We start from the raw sequence: 15,157 nt of genomic DNA on the forward strand, positions 1-15,157 counted from the left end.
GCGTGAACAGGCCCTACGCGGCCCAGGCTCGGGTCACAATGACACCATGCCCGGCCAGTCCTTCGACGATGCCAACGCATTCCACCGGATGATGCGGCGCTTCGCGTCGACACCCGTGGGTGTCGCGCTGCTGCGTCCCACCGCGCACCACCTCGACCGGCTCATCGCCCGGGTCAGCGGGGGCAGGACCAGCTTCGCCGGGCTGGCGACCGGCATCCCCGTGGTCATGCTCACCACCACCGGCGCGAGATCCGGTGAGCCGCGCACCGTCGCCGTGTACGGAATCCCGCACCCGGACGGTCTGGCCCTCATCGCGTCCAACTTCGGCGGCGCCAAGCACCCTTCGTGGTACCACAACCTCAAGGCCCACCCCGAAGCGACGGTGGCCATCGGTCGGGATAGATGGCACGCGAACGCGCGGCTCGCCGCGCCCGGCGAACGCGACGAGATCTGGGCGAAAGGCCTTGAGCTGTATCCGGGGTGGCGCAAGTACGAAGCGCGGGCCGGAGCGCGCCACATCGAGGCGTTTGTCCTGGCTCGAGCGTGAGGCGGCTGACCCGGGACCCCACCGATAAGCTGGCGACCGACTCAAATCTGTTCGAGGCGAGTCGCATACATCGGTCACCCTCGACTGAAGGACTTCCATGAGCTCGCTGCGCTGCCTGGGATGCGGTGCGGACGGTGGGTAACCCTCGGCTGCACGTCGCGTTCGTATGCAGTTTCAACCGCGCTCGATCGGTGATGGCCGCGGCGCTGTTCGCCGAGCAGCTGCGGGAGCGTGGCCTGGAAGATGTGGTGCGGGTCTCCAGTGCGGGCACCCTCGCGTGGGTGGGCGATACGGCCGATGAGCAAGCGTGCTCGGTGCTGTCCGCGAGTGGTTATCCCGCGCCGGCGGACCATCGGGCCGCGCTGGTCGGTCCTGAGCACCTCGCAGCCGATCTGGTGGTGGCGTTGGGCCGCGAACATGTGGAGGTGTTGCGGGAGCGTGGCGTTGACGACGCCCGGCTCAGGTGCGTCGACGTCCGGAACCCGGTCTTTGGCGCCGACTTCGAGCACGCCTTGGCGGCGATCGAGGCCGCGATGCCCGGGCTGCACGAATGGCTGGACGACCGGCTGATCGCACCCGGTTTCGGCCGCCTGGAAACCGCCGTCGGCTTTCGCTTTTGGACGGGAATGGCCGGGGATGTGCTGAGATCCCCGTATTACGGCGAAATGGCCTGGCCGACGAAATGGTCCGCCGCCGAATGCCGCTACAACCCGGCGCACGTGCCGCCGGCGCCGGAGTGCGAGTGCGGATGGTACGCCGATATCGAGGTCGCGGATGTGATCGCGCGGGCGCGCGGGTTCCCGAGGGTGGCGCAGCTGGCCTCGCGAGCGGCGCCGCAACTGAAGGTCACGGATGCGCCGTGGTCGTATCTGGTTGTCGGCAAGGTTGTCCTGCATGACGTGCTGCCGTTCCGGCCGCCGCCGACGATGAAGATCAGCCCCCGTGCCGAGTATCGGGCGCGCGTGGGCGGCATCGTCGAGCTGGGACTCCTCGACACCGACGGAGGGCCGGAGGCCATGGCGTTCGGCCAGGAGTTGTCGGACAGGTACGAGGTCGAAGTCCTGGACATCAGCGATCGCGGGGAGCTTGGCGAATGTGCCCCCGGCGTCGGCGGGTGAGCATCGCATCGGCTGGTTTGCCTACTTGACGTAGCTGTTGTCACCCAGGTACGCGTCGGCCCAGGCGCCGATGATCCGCCCCGCCCGGTGCGCCTGGCCACGAGCGGTGAGAAAGTGATCGGACCCCTCCAGCGAGACGAAGCTGCGGGGATGACGGGCCAAGCGGAAGATCTCGCTCGCGTTCTCGATGCCGACCGTGTTGTCGGTGGGCGAGTGCAGGATCAGCAGCGGCAGGCGCAAATCCCTGATCTTGTCGCGCAGGTGGGCCCGGCGAACATCCTCGACGAATGCCCGCTTGAGCGTCAGCGTGCGTCCACCGACCATCCATTCGGCGCTGCCCTCGGTCAGACAGCGGTCGACGACTGCGTCGTAATGCTTTTCGACGTGGCTCGGGTCGACCGGTGCGGCGACCGTCACCACCGACCGCACTCCGGGCGATTGCCGAGCCGCGGCGAGCACCGCCGCGCCGCCCCACGAGTGCCCGATCAGGATGTCGGCCGGGGTTCCGCGGCTTGTCATGAATTCGCACGCCTTGGCGATGTCGTGGACCTTGACGGTGAACGACCCGTCGCCCCAGTCGCCCTCGGATCCGCCGAGGCCGAGCGCGTCGAAGCGCAGCATGCCGATGCCGTCGGCGGCCAGTTGCTTGCAGATCCTCGCCGCGGCGGGCGAGTCCTTGCCGAGCGTGAAGCCGTGCGCGAACACGCCCCAGCCGCGCACCGCTCCGTCGGGCACCTCGATGACGCCGGCCAGCTGCGCGCCCGTGGAGCCCTGGAAAGTGATGCGTTCGCCCATGCCGATGATCTAACCTGCCTCGGACGATGCTCGAAAGGCCGAGGCATTCGTTCTCGTCCGGAGTTAAGGCCTAGGGCGCGACCGAATATCGCGGCGAGGGGCCGGGGCAGCCGACGAGCAGGCTCGCGACGTCCGCGAGCGGCCGGGGCTGGGCAACCAGCTCCGCCCACGGAAACCGGTCGTGGGTTGCGAGCAGAAAGCTCAGCGCCGCACTGAGGTGCCGCGGCTCGTAATTGTGCACGCCGAAGATCGACAGCTGCCGGCGAACGACTTGCTCGGGGTCGAGCGCGATGGCGCCGTTGGGCGCGACGGAACCGGCGAGGACAGCGACGCCCTGGCCGTCCAACGCGGTTAATCCGGCCTGCAAGGCCGCCGATGAGCCGGAGAACTCCAACAAGACGTCGTAGCTTCCCACGTCGTGTGCCGATGGCGCCTCGTCGGTGGCGCCGAATTGCCTTGCCAGCTGCCTTCTTTCGGTGCTGGGATCGATCGCCGTGACCGCCGAAGCGCCGGCCGAGGCCGTAGCCGCGACAGCGCTGAGTCCGAGCATGCCGACCCCTACGACGTTAACCCGCTTGCCGGCCAGTGGCCCCGCGCGGTCGATCACCGCCATGACCGTCGCCGTCGCGCACGCGGCGGGAGCGGCGGCGGCGTCACTGAGGTCGTCGTCGACGACCGCGATCGCCAAGTTGCTTGGCAGAAAGACATATTCGGCGTAGGAGCCGGACAACGCCCAGTCCGAGTCGAGCGCCTCGTGCCCGGCCTTGCGGACTGTGCGGCATTTGGCGGTGACCCCGGCGCGGCAGCGGTCACAGGTTCGGCAGGGCAGCGTGATCGACCAGATGACGCGTTGCCCGGGGTGTAGGTCATGGCCGTCGACGTCGCGCCTGCCTGCTTGTCCGACGGCAACGATCTCACCGACGGCCTCGTGGCCAAGGATCGACGGGCACGGTTGCACGCGACGGCCGCTGACGGTGTGCCGGTCGCTGCCGCACACGGTGGCCAGGCGCACCCGGACGAGCACGTCGGCCGGGCCCAGTGGCGGCACCGCCACGCGCTCGACGGTGATTCGGTCACCGCCGCGCCATACTGCCGCGGCGGTGGTGTCGATCCGCCGGTCGAGGGTTGCGCTGGTCATGGAGCGCTCATCGCCACCGGGAGCACGCCGAGCAGGCCGGGCAGGTCGGCCACCGACGGCAGCAGGTGGGTGTGCCGGTGGGCGCCGAGTTCGTCGGCGTCGCTGGCTCCCGAAAGGACGCCCACCACCATCGCGGCACCGGAGTTGGTCCCGGCTTCGAGGTCGCGGGGAGTGTCTCCGGCGACCAGGACGCGCGCCACATCGGTCACGCCCAGCCGTTCCATGGCCCGAAAGATCATGTAGGGCGCGGGGCGTCCGGCGGCCACATCGCTGCCGCAGACGACGGTATCCGCCACCGCGTCGTCCATCCATCCCAGCGCCGACAGCAGCGATTCGACGATGACGCGGTCGAATCCCGTTGTCAGCGCGACCTTTACACCACGGTCGCGCAACGTGGACAGAGCGTCGACGACCCCCGGCAGCGGATACGGCGGGTGTTCGGCGTAGGCGGCGCTGAGCCGGGCATGGAAATCGGTGACCACCACTTCCAGCTCCCCCGCGCTCGGGGGCGTGCCGGAGCGGGAGGTGAGCAGTTCGCGCAGCGCTTCGTGCTTCGAGGCGCCGTGCCAGCGGGCGATTTCGGCCTTCGACGGCGATGCCCCGTGCGCTCTCGCGGTCTCAGCGAGCACGCGGTAGACCTGCTGACCGTCGTCGATCGTGGTGCCCGCCATGTCCAGGACCACGACTTCGGGCGGGAGGATCGTCATGAGCTCGGCTCCTTAGGGATTGGCGTTGCGCGTCAGGGCGCAGCGCGCGTCCAGCGTGTTTTCGAGGGTGAAACTGACGAGTCCCGGCAGGTATCGGTCGTCGTGGTATTCGAGGATTTCGCCGTACGGGCTTCGCGTCGTTCGCTGCTGACGCAGCAACGGAACTCCCTCGGGCACACCGAGGTGCTGCGCGTCCAGCGCGTCGGCGGCCACCGCGTCGATCACATGGGATGCCCGGGCGAACTGCACGCCCTGCGAAAGTAGATACGCCCACAGGGATCCCGAATCGCAGTCGAAGTCGAACAGGCGCCGACCGACGTGCTCGACGAATACGGCGCGCTCGAGCATCGCGGGCTCGTCGTCGAGGTAGCGCAGCCGCAACACCTCGACGACCGGCGCATCGACGTCGACGTGTAGCACCGAGGCGGCGTGCTGGTCGGCCCGCCGCAGCGCCAACTCCAGGGTCCGCTGCCCGGGCGTACGGCCGATCGAGTGCGCCCACGCCGAATACGACAGCAGCGTGTCGAAGGGCTGTCCGGTCGCGGCGGAACACACGACCGGCGGTTTGCCGCGCCCGCCGGCGATGACGCCCTCGGCGCGCAGGGTGGCCAGCGCTTGGCGCACCGGTCCGCGCGACGCGTTCCACTGTTCGCACAGCCGAGACTCCGAGGGCAGCGGCGCGCCCACGACCAGTTCACCGAGGCGGATCTGTTCCCTCAGGCTGTCGGCAATGATCTCGTGCAGTGCGGTTGCCACGACTTGACTATACATGTGTGGCGAGGGCTCCGGCCCGGGCTTTGCTTACGAATTAGCCTGTTGGTTAAGGGAATCTGAACATCTGCTGCCCAGAACATTCCGGTGTTGACAGCTGCTGAACCTCTATCGGAGGGTTCTTGTAATGACAAGTCGGCGCTTGGAATCGGAGCCTCAATGACTGACGTGGCCAGCAGCGAGAGCGTCGGGAAGTCCATCGACGACGCCCCACTCGGCGTCTTCCACTTCAAGGCAGCGGCGACGGCCGGGGCGGGATTCTTCACCGACTCCTATGACCTCAACGTCATCGGCTCGGTGACGCTGCTGGCCGCACCGCAGTTCCACCTCGGCAGCGGTCAGGTCTCGATGCTGACCAGCTCGACGCTTCTCGCGGTCGCGGTGGGCGCGATGGTGTTCGGCCGGCTCGGCGACCGCTTCGGCCGCCGGCGCGTGTACGGGCTCGAAGCCGTGCTGATGATCATCGGGGCCCTGGTGTCGGCGTTCGCCCCGAACTTCACGGTGTTGCTGGTCGGCCGGCTGATCCTCGGCGTGGGCATCGGCGGCGACTACCCGGCGAGCGGCGTCATCATGACCGAGTACGCCAACGCGCGAAACCGTGGCCAACTCGTCGGCATGACGTTCCTGTTCTATGTGTTCGGCCAGGTCTGCGCCTACCTGGTGAGCCTGCTGGTCCTCGCGGTCGGTGTCGACAACGACCTGGCCTGGCGACTGATCCTCGGGCTGGGTGTACTGCCGTCGATGCTGGTTCTCTACCAGCGTCGCCACATGCCGGAGTCGCCCCGTTGGACGGCCGAGCATGGCGACGAGCGTCGGGCGCGCCAGGACTTCGAGAAGTTCGCCGGAGCGGGCAATCAAACGTTCAGTGCGGCAACGGTTTCTAAGGCTCCGGTCGGTGGGCTGCGGTTGGCGTTGACGAACCGCAAGGTGCTCATCACCCTGCTGGGCACCGCCGGAAGCTGGTTCTTCTTCAACGTCGCGGTGTACGGCAACTCGGTGAGTCAGCCGCTGCTGATCAAGACCATCAGCCCGCACGGCTCCACGCTGTCCAACATCGCGCTGAACGCCGTGCTCGTCGTGTGCTTCAGCCTGGTCGGCGCCATCGCCGGGCTCTTCGTCCTCGACCGATGGCCGCGGCGTCGACTCCAAATCGTCGGCTTCGGGTTGTGTGCGTTGGCCATGCTGCTGATCACCGTGGTGCCCACCCTGAGCAGCGCCGTCCTGCCCTTCGGGATCGTGTTCGGTCTCTCGTTGTTCGGCATCGCGTTCGGTCCGAACTACACCACCATGCTGCTGGCCGCCGAGTCCTACCCGACCGCCTTCCGCAGCAGCTTGCACGGCCTGTCGTCGGGTGTCGCCAAGGTCGGCGCATTCGGGGGAGCGCTTGTGGTGCCGCTCATCCTGTCTGCGGAGGGGTTGCGGGCGGTGACGCTGCTGGCGTTCGGCTGCTACATCGCGGCGATCGCGACGACACTCCTGCTGCCGGAACCCCGCGGCCGCGCGCTCGACGAGGTCAGCGAAGACCTGAAACTCACGACTGTTGCGACAGCCCCCGCGCGTCAACGCGCCGGAAGACTCGTTCAAGCGCAGTAACAAGCCACGCGAAGGTTGTCCATAACCGCACGTCAGCGCTACGGCACCTACACCATGCAAGACGCCGGCGCGGCCCAGGCGCGAGCCGACGTGGCTCCGCGTACAAGTCAGCCTCTGCGGGCGACGTCTTGGCTCAGGATCCGGGGCCAGGTCTCGACATCGGCCGGGCTGTGCGCCACGGTGAGCGTCGACCGCGGCATCAGTGCGGCAAGCGATTCCGCTGTCGACATCGGATGCGCCGGGTCGCCGACCCAGGCCAGAATCGTCGTCGGCACATTGATTCGTGCGACCGCTTCGCGAGCGGGCAGGTCGCTGAGAGCCGCGCCTCGAAACAGTGACGGCAGCAGCGCGTCGGCCACATCGGGAACTGTTTCGGGCGCGCCGACCGTGGCCGGCGGCGGAGTCGCCCCACGCGCCGACGCGATGAATGCCCCGACTCCCTCGGTTTCGATCAATTCGGCCGCAACCCGGTAGATCGCCGCCTGCGCGGGCCGGGTTTCCCACGCGGTAGCCGGCACCATGAGCGTGAGGCCGGCGAAGCGGTCCGGCTCGCGGGCAGCCGCGTGCAGCAGCGTGCCGGTACCCATGGACGGGCCGACTCCGTGTACTCGTTCGCCGGGAAACCATTTGTCGAGCAGCTGCAGAAGATCCTCGGCAAGGCTTTCCCATCGGTAATCCTCCGGGACCTTGCGCCCAGTCGACTTGCCATGGCCGCGTGCGTCGTACCGCAGCAGTCGGGTCCCGCTGAGGCCCCTGCCGAGGTCGAGATTGAGCACCCGGTCACGCGCGCGGCTGGAGGTAAGCCCGTGCAGTTGAACTACCGGATGACCACCTTCGTCGCTCAGTTCAACCGCAAGCTCTGCTCCAGGAACCACGAAAGTGGACATCACGCAACTCTTCTCACGACCGGACGGCTCGCCCCGGAGCCGACCCCGCAGACCGAGCATTCAGGCTAACCGGGGCGTTAGGGTACCGCCATGCGGCTGACCAACGTGGCGCACCTGCGGCTACCCTTTGGACGACTATGGGGCTATGACGTGTCGGTGTCTGACCTCGGCCGGCATCAGCTCCCGGTGTCGTTCGACCAGCGCATACACGTCGGTGCGGGCGCACGACCCGGCTCCTGGATGGCGCTGTCCATTCGGTTGCCGGCGGGGGTCAGCCGCCAATCGTTGGCCGATGCGTGGCTGGCTGTGATCGCCCGCCACGGCACCCTTCGAACGGCTTTCACACTCGGGGCGGACGGCGATCCGCAGCTGAATGAGATCGATATTCGCCCAGGCAAGTGGGTAGAGCATGAGATCACTCCGGGCCAGGCGGTCAACGACGCACTGCGAGTAGTTCTCAATGCGACGTGCTCGCCCTATCAGCGGCCCTCACATCGATTGTGTGTGCTGGAGACTGCCGCCGGATTGACGGTGGTGATCGCTGCCGACCACGCCCATGTGGACATGTGGTCGATGCTGGTGATTGCCCGGGACCTGTTGTCGATACTCGCCGACGCGCGGATCGGACGTACGTCGTCGCTGCAGCCGCCGCCGGCATTTGTCGTGCACACCCAAGCACTGTTGGACCGTCCCGCGGCACCGGAACGCGTGCGCGCGCGATGGGCACAAATCATCAGCGACAGCGGTGGGGTGATGCCACGGTTTCCGCTGCCGTTGGGTGAGTCCGGGCCGCATCCGGAACGCGTTGAAGTGCGTGACGTGTTCGATGTCGATGACGGCGCCGCGTTCGTCGCGCAGGCACGCGACGACGGTGTCTCGACGCTGGCACTCGCTGTGGTCGCCATGACTGCGGTGACCCGCGAGTTGGCCGGGGCGCCGCTGCGCGCGGTCTTCCCCGTGCACAGCCGATTTGAAGACAAATGGCACGACTCGGTGGGCTGGTTCATCACCAATTCGGTCCTGGAGTCAGCGGTTGCCGAGCCGCACGCCGCGGCCGTCGCCGTCAAAGAAGCTGTGCAGCTTGGTTCCTGGCCACTGGCCGACGTACTGGCTCCGTGGGGTGGAATGCCCGTCGCGCCCGGCATGTTCGCGATTTCCTGGCTGGACCAAAGCAGACTTCCGGTGCGCATCGACTCGGTCGGACTCGACGCCCAGTATGTGAGCGCGAGCGTTGACACCGACGGCGTCATGCTCTGGTTCATCCAGGACGAGTCCGGGCTACATCTGCGATGCCGCTACCCGGATACCGCGGAGGCCCGAACCAATGTGGGGGCGTGGCTGGACCTGTTGGTGGCGCGCCTACAGGCACTGGCGCAGTCGTCGGTTCGAGGACTGCTGCGGGTAGCGGGCCGCACATATCGTGTGCAGCGCGCGACGCGCGAACACGTGGGGGTGATCGCCCAGCTGCTCTCCGACGACGAATTCGGTCAGGATCGCGAAGCCGCCGAACTCGAACGCTACGAGGCGGCCTACGACATCGTCGTTCGCGACCGATCCAACTATCTCGGAGTCGTCCTGAACGGTTCCGATATGGTCGTCGCGACTGTGCAATTGACGATCATTCCCGGCCTTTCCCGCGGCGGCGCCACCCGGCTGCAGATCGAGGGATTACGGGTCGCCAAAGCCGAACGCGCACAGGGTCTTGGTACTGCACTCGTCGAGTGGGCACACAACTACGGCCGAGCACACGGGGCACAGCTGGCGCAGGTGACCACGGACGAGGCTCGCGAAAGGGCTCGGGCGTTCTATCGCCGGCTCGGGTACCACGCCGCCCACGTCGGGCTGAAATGCACCATCTGAGTCCGGTTTATCCGCGGTGAACGTTTCATTAGCCGAACTGACTAACGGAAAATACCGCCTGACCTGCGCGAATACTGGTGCCCCCGGCAGGATTCGAACCTGCGGCCTTCTGCTCCGGAGGCAGACGCTCTATCCCCTGAGCTACGGGGGCGCATGGAGACCATGATGCGCCAGTGGGCCCAGACAGACTAACGCATCGCGGTGACCGCTCGACCACCGCAACGGATTCGGGGCGCGGGCACCTCAGCCAATAGGATGGACGCTCGTGACCCCAGCTGACCTCGCTGAGCTGCTCAGGAACACCGCCTCCGCGGTGTTGGCCGAGCGCGGGCTGGACGCTGCCGCCTTGCCGGCGACGGTCACCGTGGAGCGGCCCCGCAATCCCGAGCACGGCGACTACGCCAGCAACCTGGCGCTTCAGCTGGGCAAGAAGGTCGGCGCCAACCCCCGTGAACTGGCCGGCTGGCTGGCAGAGGCGCTGGCACAGGCCGACGGCGTCGCCTCGGCGGAAGTGGCCGGGCCCGGATTCATCAACCTGCGCCTCGAGGCGTCGGCGCAGGCGGTGATCATCAACAACGTCATCGACGCCGGTGATGAGTTCGGTCACTCCGACGCGCTGGGCGGCCACAAGATCAACCTGGAATTCGTCTCGGCCAACCCCACCGGGCCCATCCACATCGGCGGCACCCGCTGGGCCGCCGTCGGCGACGCGTTGGGCCGGCTGTTGAGCACCCAGGGCGCCGACGTCGAGCGCGAGTACTACTTCAACGACCACGGCGCCCAGATCGACCGCTTCGCCAACTCGCTGATCGCCGCCGCCAAGGGCGAACCGACGCCCGAGGACGGCTATGCGGGCGCCTACATCAACGACATCGCCGCGCAGGTGCTGGCCAAGGCGCCCGACGCGCTGAGCCTGCCCGAAGCCGAGATGCACGAGACGTTCCGCGAAATCGGTGTCGACCTGATGTTCACCCACATCAAGGAGTCGCTGCACGAGTTCGGCACCGACTTCGACGTCTACACCCACGAAGACTCGATGCACACCAGCGGCCGCGTCGATCAGGCCATCGCCCGGCTGCGCGAGACCGGCAACATCTACGAGAAGGATGGCGCAACCTGGTTGCGCACCAGTTCTTTTGGGGACGACAAGGACCGCGTCGTGATCAAGAGCGACGGTAAGCCGGCCTACATCGCGGGCGACATCGCCTACTACCTGGACAAGCGGCAGCGCGGCTTCGACCTGTGCATCTACATGCTCGGCGCCGACCACCACGGATACATCGCCCGGCTCAAGGCCGTGGCCGCCGCATTCGGTGACGACCCGGCTCACGTCGAGGTGCTGATCGGGCAGATGGTCAACCTGGTGCGCGACGGCGCGCCGGTCCGGATGAGCAAGCGGGCGGGAACGGTGATCACGCTCGACGACCTGGTGGAGGCGATCGGCGTCGACGCGGCGCGCTACAGCCTGATCCGCTCCTCGGTCGACACCCCGATCGACATCGACCTGGCGCTGTGGTCGTCGGCGTCGAACGAAAACCCGGTTTACTACGTGCAATACGCGCACGCGCGGCTGTCGGCGCTGGCACGCAACGCCGCGGAACTGGGCCTGGTCCCCGACACGGGGCACCTCGAGCTGCTCAGCCACGACAAGGAGGGAACGCTGCTGCGCAGCATCGGGGAATTCCCCCGCGTGCTGAAAACCGCTGCGTCCCTGCGGGAGCCGCATCGGGTGTGCCGTTACCTGGAAGACCTGGCCGGCGACTACCACCGGTTCTACGATTCGTGCCGGGTGCTGCCCCAGGGGGACGAGCAGCCCACCGACCTGCACGCCGCGCGCCTGGCGCTGTGCGAGGCCACCCGCCAGGTCATCGCCAACGGGCTGACGATCCTCGGTGTCACCGCTCCGGAGCGAATGTGAACGTGCACCCCGCCGGCCCCCGGCACGCCGAAGACGCCCGGCACCCCGATAGCACGCCGCGGCCGCAATCGCCCGACGAGCTGCTGCGGCTTGCGCCGAATGTCTGGCCGCGCAACATCCTTCGCGACGACACCGGGGTGGCCAACCTCGCCGGAATACCGGTCACCCAGCTCACCCAGGAGTACGGGACCCCGCTGTTCGTCGTCGACGAGGACGACTTCCGTTCCCGGTGCCGCGAACTGGCGACGGCCTTCGGCGGCGGGCAGAACGTGTGCTACGCGGCCAAGGCCTTCCTGTGCAGCGAGATCGCCCGGTGGGTCGATGAGGAGGGCCTGTCGCTGGACGTGTCCACCGGCGGCGAGCTCGCCGTCGCGCTGCACGCCGACTTTCCGCCGGAGCGAATCACGTTCCACGGCAACAACAAATCCGTCGCGGAGCTGACCGCGGCGGTCAAAGCCGGTGTCGGGCATATCGTCTTGGACTCGATGACCGAAATCGAGCGCCTCGACACGATCGCGGGGGAGGCCGGCGTCGTCCAGGACGTCTACGTCCGCCTCACCGTCGGGGTCGAAGCGCACACGCACGAGTTCATCTCGACCGCACACGAGGACCAGAAGTTCGGGCTGTCGGTGGCCAGCGGCGCGGCGATGGCCGCGGTGCGCCGGGTGTTCGCCACCGACCACCTGCGGTTGGTGGGGCTGCACAGCCACATCGGCTCGCAGATCTTCGACGTCGACGGCTTCGAGGTAGCCGCACACCGCGTGATCGGGCTGCTGCACCAAATCGTCGACGAATTCGGCATCGACAAGACGGGCCAGGTCTCCACCGTGGATCTCGGTGGCGGGCTGGGCATCTCGTACCTGGGCACGGACGACCCGCCGCCGGTGGCCGAGCTGGCGGCCAAGCTGACGGCGATCGTCGCCAACGAGTCGGCGGCCGTGGGCCTGCCCACTCCGAGGCTGGTGGTCGAGCCGGGGCGTGCCATCGCCGGGCCGGGCACCATCACGCTGTACGAGGTGGGCACCGTCAAGGACGTCGACGTGAGCAGCACGGCCCAGCGCCGGTATGTCAGCGTCGACGGCGGCATGAGCGACAACATCCGCACCGCGCTCTACGACGCCCAATACGACGCCCGGCTGCTGTCGCGGGCCAGCGATGCGCCGGCGACCCTGGCCCGGATCGTCGGAAAGCACTGCGAGAGCGGGGACATCGTGGTGCGCGACGCGTGGGTGCCCGACGACCTGCGCCCCGGTGACCTGCTCGGGGTCGCCGCGACCGGCGCGTACTGCTATTCACTGTCCAGCCGCTACAACATGGTCTGTCGGCCGGCCGTGGTGGCGGTGCGTGCGGGGCGCTCGCGCCTGATTCTGCGCCGCGAGACGGTGGACGACCTACTGAGTCTGGAAGTGAGGTGAACTGTGCCCCGTGACGAAAAGCCTGTCGGCGTAGCGGTACTCGGGTTCGGCAACGTCGGCAGCGAAGTTGTCCGAATCATCGAGGACAGCGCCGAGGACCTCGCGGCGCGTATCGGTGCTCCCTTGGTGTTGCGCGGCATCGGAGTGCGGCGGGTGGCCGCCGACCGAGGAGTTCCGATCGAGTTGCTCACCGACAACATCGAGGAACTCGTCTCCCGCGAGGACGTCGACATCGTCCTGGAGTTGATGGGTCCGGTGGAGCCGGCCCGCAAGGCGATCCTGCGCGCGCTCGAGCACGGCAAGTCCGTCGTCACGGCGAACAAGGCGCTGTTGGCCACCTCCACCGGGGAATTGGCGCAGGCCGCCGAAAACGCCCACGTCGACCTGTATTTCGAGGCGGCGGTCGCGGGCGCCATCCCGGTCATCCGCCCGCTCACGCAGTCGCTGGCGGGAGACACCGTGCTGCGGGTCGCCGGCATCGTCAACGGCACCACCAACTACATCCTCTCCGCGATGGACAGCACCGGCGCCGACTACGCCACCGCCCTGGCAGAGGCGAGCGCGCTGGGGTACGCCGAGGCCGATCCCACGGCCGACGTCGAGGGCTACGACGCCGCGGCCAAGGCCGCGATCCTGGCATCGATCGCCTTCCACACCCGGGTGACCGCCGACGACGTCTATCGCGAGGGCATCACCAAGATCACGCCGGCCGACTTCGCCTCCGCCCGCTCCCTGGGTTGCACCATCAAACTGCTGTCCATCTGCGAGCGCATCACCAGTGACGACGGACAGGAGCGGGTCTCGGCCCGCGTCTACCCGGCGCTGGTGCCGCTGTCGCACCCGTTGGCCACGGTCAACGGGGCATTCAACGCCGTCGTGGTGGAGGCCAAGGCCGCCGGCCGGCTCATGTTCTACGGTCAGGGCGCGGGCGGCGCGCCCACCGCGTCGGCGGTCACCGGTGACTTGGTCATGGCCGCCCGCAACCGGGTGTTGGGCAGCCGCGGGCCGAAAGAATCGAAGTACGCCCAGCTTCCCATCGCCCCAATGGGTTTCATCTCCACCCGCTACTACGTCAGCATGAACGTCGCCGACAAGCCCGGCGTGTTGTCCACGGTGGCGGCCGAATTCGCCAAGCGCGAGGTGAGTATCGCCGAGGTCCGCCAGGAGGGCGTGGTCGACGAAGGCGGGCGGCGGGTGGGGGCCCGCGTCGTGGTGGTCACCCACAGCGCCACCGACGCCGCACTCTCCGAAACCGTCGACGCGCTGGCCGATCTCGATGTCGTGCAGGGCGTCACCAGCGTGCTGCGGCTGGAAGAGACCGGCCGATGAGCGTTCCGCGTACCGCCGTGCACCAACCGTGGCCGGGATTGATCGCGGCCTACCGCGACCGGCTGCCGGTGGGCGACGACTGGACCCCGGTCACCCTCCTCGAGGGCGGCACCCCGCTGATCGCGGCGACGCGTCTTTCGGAGAAGACCGGCTGCACGGTGCACCTCAAGGTCGAGGGCCTCAACCCGACCGGCTCGTTCAAGGACCGCGGCATGACCATGGCGGTCACCGACGCGCTGGCGCGGGGTCAGCAGGCCGTGCTGTGCGCGTCGACCGGCAATACCTCGGCGTCGGCGGCCGCGTACGCGGCCCGCGCCGGCATCACCTGCGCGGTGCTCATCCCGCAGGGCAAGATCGCGATGGGCAAGCTGGCGCAGGCGGTCATGCACGGCGCCAAGATCATTCAGATCGACGGCAACTTCGACGACTGTCTGGAACTGGCCCGCAAGATGGCCGCCGACTTCCCGACGATCGCGTTGGTCAACTCGGTCAACCCGGTGCGCATCGAGGGCCAGAAGACGGCGGCGTTCGAGATCGTCGACGCGCTGGGTGCCGCGCCGGACGTGCACGCCCTCCCGGTGGGTAACGCGGGCAACATCACCGCGTACTGGAAGGGCTACACCGAATATCACCACGACGGCGTCATCGACAAGCTGCCCCGCATGCTCGGCACCCAGGCCGCCGGCGCGGCGCCACTGGTGCACGGCGCCCCCGTCCGCCACCCCGAGACGATCGCGACCGCCATCCGCATCGGTGCCCCCGCATCGTGGGCCGCCGCGGTGAACGCGCAGCAGCAGTCCAACGGCCGCTTCCTGGCCGCCACCGACGAGGAGATCCTCGCCGCCTACCACCTGGTGGCCGAGAGCGAAGGCGTCTTCGTCGAGCCCGCATCCGCGGCCAGCATCGCGGGTCTGCTCAAGGCGGTTGACGACGGTTGGGTGGCGCGCGGCTCGACGGTGGTGTGCACGGTCACCGGCAACGGCCTCAAGGATCCCGACACCGCGCTGAGGGATATGCCGACCGTGTCCCCGCTGCCGGTCGACCCGGTGCTGGTCGTCGAAAAGCTGGGGCTGGCCTGA

13 protein-coding genes and 1 tRNA gene are annotated in these 15,157 nt (G+C 68.1%); 8 read left to right on the top strand and 6 right to left on the bottom strand.

Annotation, left to right across the window (positions count from 1 at the left end):
• Positions 1-46 precede the first annotated feature (46 nt).
• Positions 47-547, top strand: a complete 501-nt coding sequence (locus C1737_RS00440) for a nitroreductase family deazaflavin-dependent oxidoreductase (RefSeq protein ID WP_102416933.1) — start codon at positions 47-49, stop codon at positions 545-547.
• A gap of 134 nt (positions 548-681) precedes the next feature.
• Complete coding sequence (locus C1737_RS27465; RefSeq protein ID WP_102417706.1) at positions 682-1,665, top strand: hypothetical protein; 984 nt, start codon at positions 682-684, stop codon at positions 1,663-1,665.
• Between the two features lie 21 nt (positions 1,666-1,686).
• Here the strand turns inward: C1737_RS27465 and C1737_RS00450 are convergent, their stop codons facing one another.
• The 4 genes from C1737_RS00450 to C1737_RS00465 form a co-directional block, all read right to left on the bottom strand.
• Entirely contained in the window at positions 1,687-2,460 is a 774-nt protein-coding gene (locus C1737_RS00450; RefSeq protein ID WP_102416934.1) for a S9 family peptidase, read from the bottom strand.
• A gap of 70 nt (positions 2,461-2,530) precedes the next feature.
• Positions 2,531-3,598: a zinc-binding dehydrogenase gene (locus C1737_RS00455; RefSeq protein ID WP_102416935.1), complete on the bottom strand. Its 1,068-nt coding sequence runs from the start codon at positions 3,596-3,598 to the stop codon at positions 2,531-2,533.
• Positions 3,595-4,305 carry a phosphonatase-like hydrolase gene (locus tag C1737_RS00460; protein ID WP_102416936.1) on the bottom strand — a complete coding sequence of 237 codons (711 nt, stop codon included), beginning with the start codon at positions 4,303-4,305 and terminating at the stop codon, positions 3,595-3,597. The genes C1737_RS00455 and C1737_RS00460 overlap by 4 nt, the downstream gene beginning before the upstream one ends.
• A gap of 12 nt (positions 4,306-4,317) precedes the next feature.
• Positions 4,318-5,061: a GntR family transcriptional regulator gene (locus C1737_RS00465; RefSeq protein WP_102417707.1), complete on the bottom strand. Its 744-nt coding sequence runs from the start codon at positions 5,059-5,061 to the stop codon at positions 4,318-4,320.
• 174 nt (positions 5,062-5,235) lie between these two features.
• On the opposite strand from C1737_RS00465, the gene C1737_RS00470 reads away from it, so the two are divergent.
• Positions 5,236-6,669 carry an MFS transporter gene (locus C1737_RS00470; protein WP_102416937.1) on the top strand — a complete coding sequence of 478 codons (1,434 nt, stop codon included), beginning with the start codon at positions 5,236-5,238 and terminating at the stop codon, positions 6,667-6,669.
• A gap of 107 nt (positions 6,670-6,776) precedes the next feature.
• On the opposite strand, the gene C1737_RS00475 is transcribed toward C1737_RS00470, so the two are convergent.
• Entirely contained in the window at positions 6,777-7,556 is a 780-nt protein-coding gene (locus C1737_RS00475; protein WP_102416938.1) for an alpha/beta fold hydrolase, read from the bottom strand.
• 90 nt (positions 7,557-7,646) lie between these two features.
• Here C1737_RS00475 and C1737_RS00480 point away from each other — a divergent pair, with 90 nt between their 5' ends.
• Positions 7,647-9,416, top strand: a complete 1,770-nt coding sequence (locus C1737_RS00480) for a GNAT family N-acetyltransferase (RefSeq protein WP_068098299.1) — start codon at positions 7,647-7,649, stop codon at positions 9,414-9,416.
• A gap of 75 nt (positions 9,417-9,491) precedes the next feature.
• Here the strand turns inward: C1737_RS00480 and C1737_RS00485 are convergent.
• Positions 9,492-9,567 (bottom strand) — tRNA-Arg (locus tag C1737_RS00485).
• A 114-nt stretch (positions 9,568-9,681) separates the two neighbouring features.
• On the opposite strand from C1737_RS00485, the gene argS reads away from it, so the two are divergent.
• The 4 genes from argS to thrC are packed head-to-tail and all read left to right on the top strand — an operon-like array spanning position 9,682 to position 15,157.
• Complete coding sequence (gene argS / locus C1737_RS00490; protein WP_102416939.1) at positions 9,682-11,334, top strand: arginine--tRNA ligase; 1,653 nt, start codon at positions 9,682-9,684, stop codon at positions 11,332-11,334.
• On the top strand, positions 11,331-12,749 hold the full coding sequence (gene lysA / locus C1737_RS00495) for a diaminopimelate decarboxylase (RefSeq protein WP_068098297.1): 1,419 nt from the start codon (positions 11,331-11,333) through the stop codon (positions 12,747-12,749). The genes argS and lysA overlap by 4 nt, the downstream gene beginning before the upstream one ends.
• Before the next feature lie 3 nt (positions 12,750-12,752).
• Positions 12,753-14,078 carry a homoserine dehydrogenase gene (locus C1737_RS00500; RefSeq protein ID WP_068098296.1) on the top strand — a complete coding sequence of 442 codons (1,326 nt, stop codon included), beginning with the start codon at positions 12,753-12,755 and terminating at the stop codon, positions 14,076-14,078.
• Positions 14,075-15,157, top strand: coding sequence for a threonine synthase (gene thrC, locus C1737_RS00505; protein ID WP_067920837.1), 1,083 nt, complete (start codon positions 14,075-14,077; stop codon positions 15,155-15,157). The genes C1737_RS00500 and thrC overlap by 4 nt, the downstream gene beginning before the upstream one ends.

This window comes from Mycobacterium sp. 4858 (assembly GCF_900240975.1).
Lineage (GTDB): Bacteria > Actinomycetota > Actinomycetes > Mycobacteriales > Mycobacteriaceae > Mycobacterium.

Excerpts from the sequence above, each read along its gene's own strand:
- C1737_RS00440 (WP_102416933.1), top strand. The coding sequence starts at position 47 with ATGCCCGGCCAGTCCTTCGACGATGCCAACGCATTCCACCGGATGATG.
- C1737_RS00450 (WP_102416934.1), bottom strand. The coding sequence starts at position 2,460 with ATGGGCGAACGCATCACTTTCCAGGGCTCCACGGGCGCGCAGCTGGCC.
- C1737_RS00455 (WP_102416935.1), bottom strand. The coding sequence starts at position 3,598 with ATGACCAGCGCAACCCTCGACCGGCGGATCGACACCACCGCCGCGGCA.
- C1737_RS00460 (WP_102416936.1), bottom strand. The coding sequence starts at position 4,305 with ATGACGATCCTCCCGCCCGAAGTCGTGGTCCTGGACATGGCGGGCACC.
- C1737_RS00470 (WP_102416937.1), top strand. The coding sequence starts at position 5,236 with ATGACTGACGTGGCCAGCAGCGAGAGCGTCGGGAAGTCCATCGACGAC.
- C1737_RS00475 (WP_102416938.1), bottom strand. The coding sequence starts at position 7,556 with ATGTCCACTTTCGTGGTTCCTGGAGCAGAGCTTGCGGTTGAACTGAGC.
- C1737_RS00480 (WP_068098299.1), top strand. The coding sequence starts at position 7,647 with ATGCGGCTGACCAACGTGGCGCACCTGCGGCTACCCTTTGGACGACTA.
- thrC (WP_067920837.1), top strand. The coding sequence starts at position 14,075 with ATGAGCGTTCCGCGTACCGCCGTGCACCAACCGTGGCCGGGATTGATC.